Source organism: Prevotella sp. 20925_1_30 (genome assembly GCF_041433025.1).
Taxonomy (GTDB): domain Bacteria; phylum Bacteroidota; class Bacteroidia; order Bacteroidales; family Bacteroidaceae; genus Prevotella; species Prevotella vespertina.
Map to the genome: position 1 here is coordinate 38463 of NZ_JAPWAR010000002.1, position 12590 is coordinate 51052.

Below are 12590 nucleotides of genomic sequence, written 5' to 3' on the forward strand. Positions count from 1 at the left end.
ACTATTGCGTTAAGATTTGGGTAAGTGCAATGAAAGTATTACCTTTGCATAAGCTAGACCCTACGAGGCATATAAGTTGTAGATAATGCTTAACCTTGTTCGGTTTATTCAAGCAATACAAACGAATTATTTATCTAAATCTTTTAAGTAAAATGGACAATAACAATCAGAATCAAGAGGGACAGCAGTTGCAGATTGATCTCTCACCGGAAATCGCTAATGGTGTTTATACAAACTTCCAGATAATCTCTCACTCTAGTTCAGAGTTTGTGCTCGACTTTGCTACACTTCTTCCAGGTGTTCCAAAGGCAACAGTAACCAGTCGTGTTATCATCGCTCCAGAGCATGCTCTTCGTCTTCTTGCAGCTTTGCAGGATAATGTAGTACGCTATGAGAAAGAGTTTGGTAAGATTGATCGCCACGAACCAAAAGAGCAGGGACCACGCACTATCGCTCCATTCGGCAATGGTAAGGTTGAAGCATAAGCAATCCCTTTAAGATTAAAATACTTGAAAGTCGCCTCCATATTGGGGGCGACTTTCTGTTTCAGGGGGGCTTGTAAGCATGTTACAAAGTCACTACTTTGGTTAAGCTATTGCGCTTTCACGTATAAGTTTGTGTATTGGTAGTAAGCCTGCGCTTTGCGGATGAGTTCTTGATTCATCTGCTTTGTAGGTTGCTCTTCAAATGTACCATCGTGTAATGGACGAACGATGTATTGTCGTACATTGCGGACTGGCGATAAAACAGTTAGTCGGTTACCTTCAAGATAACCAAGGTCTTGGTAAGTTGCCATGAATGCACGAGGATGATAGGTTGGTGCGAGGATGTCTTGTCCTGTGAAACTTACAGTGCAACGTAACTTGAGGAGAGAAAGTAGGGTAGGCATGACATCAATCTGCGAGCATATAGTTTCAATCTTTCTTGGTTGGAGAATAGCTGGCGCATAGATGAGGCATGGAATATGGTAGCGGTCTATAGGAAGTGATGTTTTTCCGGCACTGGATGCACAGTGATCAGCAATAACTACGAATACGGTATTCTGGAACCATGCTTTCTTTCGGGCGTCATTAATGAATTTACCGATTGCATAGTCTGTATATTTTACTGCGGCTTCTCTTGTGTTAGGGTCACCGTCTACTTTAATTCTGCCACTGGGATAGGTGTAAGGGCGATGATTGCTCGTGGTCATAATCTGTGCGAAGAAAGGAAGCTTCGACTGATAGTTCTTATCGAATACTTGTAAGCTCTTGTTGAAGATATCTTCATCACAGACACCCCAAATGTTTGCGAATGTTACTTGATTGTTCGGTATGTCTTTTCGGTCTATTACCTCGTAGCCATTATGACTGAAGAAGTCGCCCATGTTATCGAAATAACTATCTCCGCCATAGATGAATTGCGATTTGTATCCCAAGTGAGAAAGGATAGGACCTATTGATAAGTTCCCCATTCGGTTAGCCTTTCGCTTGATGATGCTTTCTCCTGCACTTGGTGGAATGCAAAGAGATAATGCTTCTAATCCTCTAACTGTTCTGTTTCCCGCTGCGTATAGACTGTCAAAGACAATACTCCCTTGCATGAGCTTGTCAAGTTGTGGGGTAAGGTTCTCTTTATTTCCATATCGCGTAAGGAAATCAGCACTTAGGCTTTCTACTGTTATTAAGACGATGTTAGGGCGTTGTGGCGCAAGGGACTCTCCAATCGCCTTCTTTCCCTCATTATTAAGTCCACTTAGTTGACGATACAGAGACACACATTGTTGTTTGGGTAACATGGTATAGAACTTATCATACTCTAACTTGTTACTTTGGAAAGCAATGACAAAGTCGCAGGCTCCGTTTTGTTCAAGTTGAGTAACGTATTGATTGTTACTTCGTAGAGCATGGGTGCCTTGTAAGATAAAATATGAGCTTATTGCTAAGACCATATATATAGAAAAGTGTATAAGAAACTTCTTCGCATTGTAAAGATGAGTAACCTTTAGCTTGTAATGTCGTGATTGAAGGAAGATAATTGCAGCAGTTAAGAGTAATGTAATGCCAATCAACGGAACAATAGAATAAGACTCCATGATGTTCCCAATAACTTCGTGAGTGTAGACGAGATAGTCTACTGCAATGAAATTATATCTTACGCCAAACTCTCCCCAGAAGATGTATTCTCCTGCTGTGACGCAAAGTAATAAGAAAACATATACAGCCCAAGTTATATAGAGGGAGATCTTACGCCATGTTTCTCTTGTTCTTGGAATGAAAAAGCGTATGGAGAAACTAAATAGTTTCCATCCGAGGAATATTCGTGCAATCTTTGGTGCGCCGCCTCCGTATTCGTGGAAGATGGTATGGAAGAATAATACGTAGGCAAAGGCGATAGCTAGTAGAAGTTCAATAATCCATCCTGTGACGCGATGATATTTAGCTTCATTTAGCCCAAGGTTTATAATTTGCAATGGTAAGGCAAGCAAAATTGCCATACAAATGTCTGTTACGAAGCCAACACTTAAAAATCTGATTATCTCCCAGAATGAGAAAGAAGAATCTTCGGGGACATTCGACATTAAGATAATTCTTAGGATGAATCCAATGAGTAGATACAGTTTTAAAAATCGTGTTCCAATGAAATTAATAGGATTCTTGGTAATTACATTTGTTCTTTTGTCCATCGTTTGCTTATTTTTCGGCAAAGTTAATAATTATAGATGAGGTCCAGACATATTTTAGGCAGTAATTGCGCTCGCATGTTTGAGAATGTTAGATCCTTAGAATGATAAATGTGCTTCTATTTGTCAATGGTGTTTCTTTGTTTTTAGATAAGGTTCAACTTAATTTTTAAAAAGAGGCTATCTACTTTCGAAGTATTTGCTTACTTTTGCAAGCAAAAAATATCTCAATGAGTATTATCGTATTTACTATTCTCTTATTGTTAGGTGCCTATTGTGCAGGTTTGTTAGGCTCCTTGACAGGTTTGGGGGGAGGTGTAATTGTCATTCCTCTACTCACTTTAGTTTTCGGTATCGATTTCCATTATGCTATTGGAGCTGCTTTGGTTGCTTCCATAGCAACCTCTTCTGGTTCGGCTAGTGCTTATGTAAAAGAAGGAATGACCAATATTCGTTTAGGAATGTTTCTTGAGATAGCAACAAGTATTGGTGCCGTAATTGGTGCTGCAGTTGCTTTGTGGATGCCTACTAATGGAATAGCTATTGTTTTCGGAGCAGTTCTCCTTCTCACAATAGCCTTACAATTTCGTCAGAAAGCCGATTACGTCAATGTAAAAGGTAGTCAGTTAGCGATGAAACTGAAGCTTTTTGGCTCCTATCCTACGAAAGAAGGGAAGTCGCAAAAATATGAGCTAACCAACGTGTCGGGCGGCTTTTCTGTGATGATACTTGCTGGAGCATTGTCTGGCCTATTAGGAATTGGTAGTGGAGCATTAAAGGTGTTGGCTATGGACGGATGCATGAAAGTCCCATTTAAGGTTAGTACCACAACGAGTAATTTCATGATAGGTGTTACAGCGGTAACCTCCGCCGTCGTTTATCTACAGCGTGGTTATATAGAGCCAGGTCTTGCCTTCCCAATAATGGTGGGCGTGTTAGCAGGCGCAATGAGTGGAGCAAAGTTACTGAAACACTTAGATGTGAAAGTGTTGAGAAAGATATTTGCTGTAGCCATACTATTGGCGGCATTAAACATGATATATAATGGCATAATAGGAAAGTTCTAATATGGAAGATAATAGAAACACTAAGAATGATATGAATACTCTGATAGGCAATACTTTGCGTATTGGAGTCTTCACGGCATGTATCATTGCGCTGATAGGTGGTATATGGTATGTTGTAAGTACTTCGGGATCAGCATTACCAGATTATAAGGTTTTCTATAAAGGAGATGAAAGTTATACGACCTTTGAAGGCATTTTTAAGTCGGTATTTGCGCTGTCAGCTGCAGGTTGGGTACAATTAGGCGTAGTCGTTCTCATGCTCACACCAGTAATGCGTGTCATATTATCATTGGTAGATTTTAGCATCCAACGTGACTGGCTATATGTGGTCATAACGGGTATTGTTCTCCTCATTATTGTCATGAACTCACTTGTTGGAGTGGGGTAAGGTGTGTTAAATAATAAGTAAAAAGTTATTTATTGTTAACGTGGGTAATTTGTGAACTTATTATTTTTCTTATTATTAGGTCATTTGAGGGAATATTCGTACCTTTGCAACCCGAAACAATAGAGTAAATTATAGCGTTCTTAGACGTTTTACTCTTGTTTGTAATGGATTGAAAATAAACAAAATAAATATATAACAATAAAAAGTAAAATTATGCCTACTATTTCACAATTAGTAAGAAAGGGCAGAAAGGACATCGTAGACAAGAGCAAGTCACCTGCTTTGGACAACTGTCCACAGCGTCGTGGTGTTTGTGTTCGTGTTTACACAACAACTCCTAAGAAGCCTAATTCGGCAATGCGTAAGGTTGCCCGTGTTCGTTTGACCAACCAGAAGGAAGTTAACTCTTACATCCCAGGAGAGGGTCACAACTTGCAGGAGCATAGTATTGTTCTCGTTCGTGGTGGTCGTGTGAAGGACCTTCCTGGTGTACGTTATCACATCGTTCGTGGTACTCTTGATACCGCAGGTGTTGCCAATCGTACACAGCGTCGTTCTAAGTACGGTGCTAAGCGTCCAAAGGCAGCTAAGAAGTAATATCTGCGTTGCTCAAAGGCAACAAAGAAACTTCAATCCATAAAGCCGAGGTGCAACGGCCGGTGATGGTCGATGCTCCAAGGCTCTTTCAAAAAGAATAAACTAAAAACAAACAGTTTTGCTGGAGATTTGTAATCACAAAGGTTGAGTAAACGCCCAAGAGAGGGTGTTGAAGAACGAAAGACGACAGCCTCCGCAGAATTAAAGTTTAAAATAAAAAATGAGAAAAGCAAAACCAAAGAAGCGTGTAATCCTTCCAGATCCAAAGTTCAATGATCAGAAGGTATCAAAGTTCGTAAATCATTTGATGTATGATGGTAAGAAGAATACCTCATACGAAATCTTCTATGCAGCCCTCGATATCGTAGGCGGTAAGATGAAGGATGAAGAGAAGTCTCCACTTGAGGTGTGGAAGCAGGCTCTTGATAACATCACTCCACAGGTAGAGGTAAAGAGCCGTCGTATTGGCGGTGCTACTTTCCAGGTACCAACAGAGATTCGTCCTGATCGTAAGGAGAGTGTGTCAATGAAGAATATGATTGCTTTTGCACGTAAGCGTGGGGGTAAGAGCATGGCAGATAAGCTTGCATCTGAAATTATGGATGCTTTCAATAACCAAGGTGGTGCTTACAAGCGTAAGGAAGATATGCACCGCATGGCTGAGGCTAACCGTGCATTTGCTCACTTCAGATTCTAATCAAGTTATTATAATAAGGTAAAAAGAAATGGCAAATCACGATTTACATTTGACTCGTAATATCGGTATTATGGCACACATCGATGCCGGTAAGACGACAACATCTGAACGTATTCTTTTTTATACAGGTAAGACTCACAAGATTGGTGAGGTTCATGATGGTGCTGCTACCATGGACTGGATGGCACAGGAGCAGGAGCGTGGTATCACAATTACATCTGCTGCTACAACATGTAACTGGAACTACCTTGGCAAGTCTTATAAGATTAACTTGATTGATACTCCGGGACACGTTGACTTTACTGCTGAGGTAGAGCGTTCACTTCGTGTTCTTGATGGTGCAGTTGCTACTTATTCTGCAGCTGATGGTGTACAGCCACAGTCAGAGACTGTATGGCGTCAGGCTGATAAGTACAATGTTCCACGTATTGGTTATGTAAACAAGATGGACCGCTCTGGTGCTGACTTCTACGAGACAGTACAGCAGATGAAGGATATTCTTGGTGCTAACCCAATCGCTATTCAGATTCCTATCGGTGCAGAGGAGAACTTCAAGGGTGTAGTAGACCTTATCAAGATGAAGGCTATCTTGTGGCATGATGAGACTATGGGTGCTGAATACGACATCGAAGAAATCCCAGCAGATCTTGCTGATGAGGCTGCTGAGTGGCGTGAGAAGTTGCTCGAGGGTGCAGCTAACTACGACGATGAGTTGATGGAGATGTATCTTGAAGGTCAGGATATTCCAGAGGATAAAATTATTGCTGCTATTCGCAAGGGTTGTATCTCAATGGAATGCTGCCCAATGCTCCTCGGTTCTTCTTACAAGAACAAGGGTGTACAGCCTCTTCTCGACTATGTTTGTGCTTTCTTGCCTTCTCCATTGGATACACCAGCTATTGTAGGTGTTAATCCAGATACTGAGGAAGAAGAGTCTCGTAAGCCAAGCGAGAACGAGCCTACTGCAGCGTTGGCATTTAAGATTGCTACTGATCCATTCATGGGTCGCTTGGTATTCTTCCGTGTTTACTCAGGTAAGGTTTCTGCTGGATCTTATGTATTCAATACACGTTCTGGTAAGAAGGAGCGTATCAGCCGTCTGTTCCAGATGAACTCTAATAAGGAAATTCCTATGGAGTCTATCGACGCAGGTGATATCGGTGCTGGTGTAGGTTTCAAGGATATTCGTACTGGTGATACCCTCTGTGATGAGAATGCACCAATCATCCTTGAGTCTATCACATTCCCTGATACTGTAATCTCTATTGCAGTTGAGCCAAAGAGCCAGGCAGACGTTGCTAAGCTCGATAATGGTCTTGCTAAGCTTGCAGAGGAGGATCCAACATTCACCGTTCGTACTGACGAGCAGAGTGGTCAGACTATTATCTCTGGTATGGGTGAGCTTCACCTTGATATTATCATCGACCGTTTGAAGCGTGAGTTTAAGGTAGAGTGTAACCAGGGTAAGCCACAGGTTAACTACAAAGAGGCTATCACAAAGGCTGCACAGAGCCGTGAGACTTATAAGAAGCAGTCTGGTGGTCGTGGTAAGTTTGCTTGTATCGATGTAACAATCGAGCCAAAAGATGAGGATTACGAAGAGGGCGACTTGCAGTTTATCAATGTCGTTAAGGGTGGTAACGTACCTAAGGAGTTCATTCCATCTGTAGAGAAGGGTTTCAAAGACTGTCTCAATAGTGGTGTACTCGGTGGTTTCCCATTGACAGGTCTTAAGGTTACTTTGACTGATGGTTCTTTCCACCCAGTTGACTCTGATCAGTTGTCATTCGAACTCGTTGCTCATCAAGCATTCAAGGTTCTTTGTCCTAAGGCTGGTCCTGTTCTTATGGAGCCTATCATGAAGGTAGAGGTTGTTACTCCAGAGGAGAACATGGGTGATGTTATTGGTGACTTGAACAAGCGTCGTGGTCTTGTACAGGGTATGGAAGAAGCTCGTAGCGGTGCTCGTATCGTTAAGGCTATGGTTCCATTGGCAGAGATGTTCGGTTACGTAACTGCTCTCCGTACAATTACCTCTGGTCGTGCTACTTCTTCTATGGAGTATGATCACCACTCACCAGTATCAAGCTCTCTTGCAAAGGAGATTCTTGATGAGTTGAAGGGTAACTCAGACCTTGTTAAGTAAAGAATATAAGGAAGTGCTCTCTCATAGCGAATGACTCTTATGAGGGAGCAACCTTTATGTATATTAATAATAAATAATAAATTAAACATGAGTCAGAAGATTCGTATTAAGCTGAAGTCTTACGACCACCAGTTGGTTGACAAGTCAGCAGAGAAGATTGTGAAGGCTGTAAAGGCAACAGGTGCTATTGTTAGCGGTCCTATTCCATTGCCAACACACAAGCGTATTTACACTGTAAACCGCTCTACATTCGTTAACAAGAAGTCACGTGAGCAGTTCCAGCTCTCAGATTTCAAGCGTCTCATCGATATTTACAGCTCTACAGCAAAGACTGTTGATGCTTTGATGAAGCTTGAGTTGCCTTCAGGTGTTGAGGTTGAAATCAAGGTGTAGTCATCTGTTGACAAATAAGAAACAAATTAATACAAAAAGCATTTACATTCATTTTAAAATCATTAATTGAAATGCCAGGATTATTAGGAAAGAAAATCGGAATGACATCCGTTTTCAGTGCCGACGGTAAGAATGTTCCGTGCACTGTTATCGAAGCTGGTCCTTGTGTTGTAACCCAGGTTAAAACCGTAGAAAAGGATGGTTACAAGGCTGTTCAGTTAGGTTTCGGCGAGGCTAAAGAGAAGAGAACTTCTAAGCCACAGCAGGGACACTTTAAGAAAGCCGGCACAACACCAAAGAAGCACTTGGCCGAGTTCAAGTTTGACGAGGAATATAACCTCGGTGACACTATTACTGTTGAATTGTTCAATGACGTTAAGTTTGTAGACGTTGTAGGTACATCTAAGGGTAAAGGTTTCCAAGGTGTTGTAAAGCGTCACGGATTCGGTGGTGTAGGTCAGTCTACTCACGGTCAGGATGACCGCGCTCGTAAGCCGGGTTCTATTGGTGCTTGTTCTTACCCAGCTAAGGTCTTCAAGGGCATGCGCATGGGCGGCCAGATGGGAGGCGACAGAGTAACTACTCAGAACCTTCAGGTGTTAAAGGTTATTCCAGAGCACAATCTTATCCTTGTTAAGGGTAGTGTTGCTGGATGTAATGGTTCAACCGTAATAATTAAGAAGTAATGGATATTAACGTATTAGATATCAAAGGTCAGGAGACCGGCCGTAAGGTAACTCTTAACGAGAATATCTTCGGAATTGAGCCTAACGATCACGTCCTCTATCTCGCAGTTAAGCAGTATCTCGCTGATCAGCGTCAGGGTACAGCTAAGTCAAAGGAAAGAAGTGAGCACGCTGGTTCTACTCGTAAGTTGGGTCGTCAGAAGGGCGGCGGCGGTGCTCGTCGTGGTGATATCAATTCTCCAGTCCTCGTAGGTGGTGGTCGTGTATTCGGTCCTAAGCCACGCGATTACAGCTTCAAGCTGAATAAGAAGGTAAAGGTTCTTGCTCGTAAGTCTGCATTGGCTTATAAGGCACAGGATAATGCTATTGTTGTAGTAGAAGATTTCAATCTTGATGCTCCAAAGACTAAAGATTTCGTAAATATTGCGAAAAATCTTAAAGTTGATAGCAAGAAAGTCCTTCTCGTTTTGCCAGAAGTAGAGAAAAACGTATATTTGTCAGCTCGTAATCTGCAGAAGGCTGAGGTTATGACTGCTTCACAGGTAAATTCATACAAAGTTTTGAATGCTGATGTAGTAGTTATTACAGAAAACTCTCTGAAGGTTATTGACGAAATCTTAACCAAGTAATAATTAGGAGACAAGAAGAATTATGGGATTTATCATTAAACCAGTGGTCACTGAAAAGATGACCAAGTTGACAGACAAGTCTTCTGAGGATAAGGTTGTAAAGCACAAGGGTGAGAAGAGAACTATTTTGGCACAGCCAAAGTATGGTTTCATCGTTAAGCCTGAGGCCAACAAGCTTGAGATTAAGAAAGAAGTTGAGGCTTTGTACAACGTTACAGTAGTAGATGTGAATACCGTTCGTTACGCAGGTAAGCGTCAAGCACGTTATACCAAGGCAGGTCTTGTGAAAGGACAGAAGAACGCATTCAAGAAGGCTATCGTCACTTTGAAGAATGGCGATTCAATCGATTTTTATAGCAATATTTAAATAAAAAATGGCAGTACGTAAATTAAACCCGGTTACACCGGGACAAAGACACAAGGTTATTGGCACGTTCGAGGATATTACTGCATCCGTGCCAGAGAAGTCTCTCGTTTACGGTAAACGTTCTACCGGTGGTCGAAACAACACCGGTAAGATGACTGTCCGCTATATAGGCGGTGGTCACAAGAAGAAGTATCGTCTTATCGACTTCAAGCGAGAGAAAGATGGTGTTCCAGCTGTAGTGAAAACAATCGAGTATGATCCTAACAGATCAGCTCGTATTGCGCTGTTATACTATGCTGATGGTGAAAAACGTTACATTATTGCTCCTAACGGACTGCAGGTTGGTGCAACACTAATGTCAGGTGCTGAGGCAGCACCTGAGGTTGGTAACGCACTTCCTTTGGCTAACATTCCTATTGGTACTGTAATTCATAATATTGAGTTACGTCCAGGTCAGGGTGCATTGCTCGTTCGTTCGGCTGGTAATTTTGCTCAGCTTACTTCTCGTGAAGGCAGTTATTGTGTTATCAAGCTCCCTTCTGGTGAAACACGCCAGATTTTGTCAGCTTGTAAGGCAACTGTAGGTAGTGTAGGTAACTCTGACCACGCTCTTGAGCAGTCTGGTAAGGCTGGTCGCTCTCGTTGGTTGGGTCGTCGTCCTCACAACCGTGGTGTTGTTATGAACCCTGTTGATCACCCAATGGGTGGTGGTGAAGGTCGCCAGTCTGGTGGTCATCCACGTTCACGTAAGGGCTTGTACGCTAAGGGTCTTAAGACTCGTGCACCTAAGAAGCTTTCAAACAAGTACATTATTGAGAGAGCTAACAAGAAGTAATCAAAGTAATTAAGAGTAAATTATGAGTCGTTCATTAAAAAAAGGTCCATACATCAACGTATCACTCGAGAAGAAGATTCTTGCTATGAATGAGAGTGGTAAGCAGAATGTAGTTAAGACATGGGCCAGAGCATCAATGATTTCCCCTGATTTTGTGGGTCACACTGTTGCAGTTCATAACGGAAATAAATTTATCCCTGTTTACATTACTGAGAATATGGTAGGTCACAAGCTCGGAGAGTTCAGCCCTACACGCCGTTTCGGTGGTCACTCTGGTAATAATAAGAGGTAAGCAGGTCATAATCCATTTAGAAAATAGAAAAATATAATGGGAGCAAGAAAACATATAAAGGCTGAAGCTCGTAAAGAAGCTTTGAGAAGCCAGTATTTTGCAAAGCTCAAGGACTGTCCTTCTTCTCCACGTAAGATGCGCTATGTTGTAGACATGGTTCGTGGTATGGAAGTCAATCGTGCCCTTGGCGTGCTGAGATTCTCCAAGAAGGCTGCTGCTCAGAACGTTGAGAAACTTCTGCGTTCAGCTATCAACAACTGGGAGACAAAGAATGACCGCAAGGCTGAAGACGGTGAACTTTATATCTCTAAGATCTTCGTTGATGAAGGCGTTACAATGAAGCGCATGCGTCCTGCACCACAGGGCCGTGGCTACAGAATCCGCAAACGTTCTAACCACGTCACTCTTTTCGTTGATTCAAAGAATGACGCTAATAATGATGATAAATAAATAGTAGAATGGGACAGAAAGTTAATCCAATTAGCAACCGTCTAGGTATCATCCGCGGTTGGGAGTCAAATTGGTTCGGTGGCAAGAATTTCGGGGATAATCTCGTAGAGGATCGCAAGATTCGTACTTACCTGAACAAGCGTTTGGAAAAAGCAAGCGTTTCCCGTATTGTCATTGAGCGCACATTGAAGCTCGTCACCATTACTATTTGCACCGCTCGTCCGGGTATCGTTATCGGTAAAGGTGGTCAGGATGTTGATAAGCTTAAAGAAGAGTTGAAGAACCTTTTCAAGAAGGAAATTCAGATTAATATCTTCGAGGTTAAGAAACCTGAACTTGATGCAAACATCGTTGGTAACAATATCGCTCGCCAGGTAGAGGGTAAGATTGCTTACCGTCGTGCTATCAAGATGGCAGTCGCTAACACTATGCGTGCTGGTGCTGAGGGTATCAAAGTTCAAATTACAGGTCGTCTGAACGGCGCCGAAATGGCTCGTAAGGAAATGTTTAAAGAGGGTCGTACTCCTCTGCATACATTCCGTGCAGACATCGATTATTGTCAGACAGAAGCCCTTACAAAGGTTGGTCTGTTGGGTATTAAGGTATGGATTTGCCGTGGTGAAGTTTACAACAAGGTAGATCTTACTCCTAACTTTACTCAGGAGAAGAGCAATGGCCGTTCTAACAATGGTGGCCGTTCTGGAAGAGGTAATCGTAGAAGAAACAATAACCGTTAAAAGAAGAAGCTATCATGTTACAGCCAAAAAGAGTAAAATATAGAAGACCTCAAGACGGACGTGGCAATAAAGGCAACGCCCACAGAGGTACACAGCTGGCTTTCGGCTCATTCGGCATCAAGACACTTGAGGCTAAGTGGATCGACAGCCGTCAGATTGAGGCCGCTCGTATAGCAGTAAACCGCTATATGAACCGTCAGGGCCAGGTCTGGATTCGCATCTTCCCTGATAAGCCAATCACTCGTAAGCCTGCCGATGTTCGTATGGGTAAGGGTAAGGGTGATCCAGCAGGATGGGTTGCACCAGTTACTCCAGGTCGTGTTCTCTTTGAAGTAGAGGGCGTAAGCTTTGATATTGCAAAGGAGGCTCTTCGTCTCGCTGCACAGAAGCTGCCTGTTAAGACAAAGTTTATTGTTAGACGTGATTTCGATAAAAACGCTTAAGAAAGATGAAGATTAAAGAAGTAAAAGAACTCGATACCAAGGATTTGGTTGAGAAGATTGAGAATGCTGAGACAGCTCTTGCTAAGATGAAGCTGAATCATCAGATTACTCCACTTGAGAATCCATCTCAGATTAAGGCCGCTCGTCGTGATATTGCACGTATGAAAACAGAACTTTCTCAGAGAGAACTTAATAAATAAC

At 42.3% G+C, this 12590-nt stretch carries 17 protein-coding genes; 16 read left to right on the forward strand and 1 reads right to left on the reverse strand.

Features of this window, described 5'->3' with window-relative positions:
* Positions 1–152 precede the first annotated feature (152 nt).
* Positions 153–485, forward strand: a complete 333-nt coding sequence (locus O3603_RS01115) for a DUF3467 domain-containing protein (RefSeq protein ID WP_371519746.1) — start codon at positions 153–155, stop codon at positions 483–485.
* Positions 486–592: 107 nt separating this feature from the next.
* Here the strand turns inward: O3603_RS01115 and O3603_RS01120 are convergent, their stop codons facing one another.
* Positions 593–2665, reverse strand: coding sequence for an LTA synthase family protein (locus O3603_RS01120; protein ID WP_371519748.1), 2073 nt, complete (start codon positions 2663–2665; stop codon positions 593–595).
* 227 nt (positions 2666–2892) lie between these two features.
* Between O3603_RS01120 and O3603_RS01125 the strand changes: the two genes are divergently transcribed.
* The 15 genes from O3603_RS01125 (at position 2893) to rpmC (ending at position 12589) form a co-directional block, all read left to right on the forward strand.
* Positions 2893–3729, forward strand: coding sequence for a sulfite exporter TauE/SafE family protein (locus tag O3603_RS01125; RefSeq protein ID WP_371519751.1), 837 nt, complete (start codon positions 2893–2895; stop codon positions 3727–3729).
* A gap of 1 nt (position 3730) precedes the next feature.
* Positions 3731–4117 (forward strand): DUF1634 domain-containing protein, encoded by a 387-nt coding sequence (locus tag O3603_RS01130; protein WP_371519753.1) that lies wholly within the window; start codon positions 3731–3733, stop codon positions 4115–4117.
* Between the two features lie 213 nt (positions 4118–4330).
* Complete coding sequence (gene rpsL, locus O3603_RS01135; RefSeq protein WP_004335835.1) at positions 4331–4714, forward strand: 30S ribosomal protein S12; 384 nt, start codon at positions 4331–4333, stop codon at positions 4712–4714.
* Positions 4715–4934: 220 nt separating this feature from the next.
* Positions 4935–5411, forward strand: a complete 477-nt coding sequence (rpsG, locus tag O3603_RS01140) for a 30S ribosomal protein S7 (protein ID WP_008821977.1) — start codon at positions 4935–4937, stop codon at positions 5409–5411.
* A 28-nt stretch (positions 5412–5439) separates the two neighbouring features.
* A complete protein-coding gene (fusA, locus tag O3603_RS01145; protein WP_009435164.1) occupies positions 5440–7557 on the forward strand; it encodes an elongation factor G in 2118 nt (705 codons plus the stop codon).
* A gap of 87 nt (positions 7558–7644) precedes the next feature.
* Positions 7645–7950 carry a 30S ribosomal protein S10 gene (gene rpsJ / locus O3603_RS01150; protein ID WP_004352787.1) on the forward strand — a complete coding sequence of 102 codons (306 nt, stop codon included), beginning with the start codon at positions 7645–7647 and terminating at the stop codon, positions 7948–7950.
* A 71-nt stretch (positions 7951–8021) separates the two neighbouring features.
* Complete coding sequence (gene rplC / locus O3603_RS01155) at positions 8022–8636, forward strand: 50S ribosomal protein L3 (RefSeq protein ID WP_009435213.1); 615 nt, start codon at positions 8022–8024, stop codon at positions 8634–8636.
* Complete coding sequence (gene rplD, locus O3603_RS01160; RefSeq protein WP_004383901.1) at positions 8636–9265, forward strand: 50S ribosomal protein L4; 630 nt, start codon at positions 8636–8638, stop codon at positions 9263–9265. Before rplC ends, rplD begins: the two co-directional genes overlap by 1 nt.
* A 22-nt stretch (positions 9266–9287) precedes the next feature.
* Positions 9288–9632 (forward strand): 50S ribosomal protein L23, encoded by a 345-nt coding sequence (gene rplW, locus O3603_RS01165; RefSeq protein WP_009012400.1) that lies wholly within the window; start codon positions 9288–9290, stop codon positions 9630–9632.
* A 7-nt stretch (positions 9633–9639) separates the two neighbouring features.
* A complete protein-coding gene (rplB, locus tag O3603_RS01170) occupies positions 9640–10467 on the forward strand; it encodes a 50S ribosomal protein L2 (RefSeq protein WP_371519758.1) in 828 nt (275 codons plus the stop codon).
* A 22-nt stretch (positions 10468–10489) separates the two neighbouring features.
* Positions 10490–10759, forward strand: coding sequence for a 30S ribosomal protein S19 (rpsS, locus tag O3603_RS01175; protein WP_004361611.1), 270 nt, complete (start codon positions 10490–10492; stop codon positions 10757–10759).
* Between the two features lie 36 nt (positions 10760–10795).
* A complete protein-coding gene (gene rplV / locus O3603_RS01180; RefSeq protein ID WP_009435168.1) occupies positions 10796–11209 on the forward strand; it encodes a 50S ribosomal protein L22 in 414 nt (137 codons plus the stop codon).
* Between the two features lie 8 nt (positions 11210–11217).
* Positions 11218–11946, forward strand: a complete 729-nt coding sequence (gene rpsC / locus O3603_RS01185; RefSeq protein WP_004352815.1) for a 30S ribosomal protein S3 — start codon at positions 11218–11220, stop codon at positions 11944–11946.
* A gap of 14 nt (positions 11947–11960) precedes the next feature.
* Positions 11961–12389, forward strand: coding sequence for a 50S ribosomal protein L16 (gene rplP / locus O3603_RS01190; RefSeq protein ID WP_004361613.1), 429 nt, complete (start codon positions 11961–11963; stop codon positions 12387–12389).
* A 5-nt stretch (positions 12390–12394) separates the two neighbouring features.
* A complete protein-coding gene (gene rpmC / locus O3603_RS01195; RefSeq protein WP_155716315.1) occupies positions 12395–12589 on the forward strand; it encodes a 50S ribosomal protein L29 in 195 nt (64 codons plus the stop codon).
* Position 12590 lies beyond the last annotated feature (1 nt).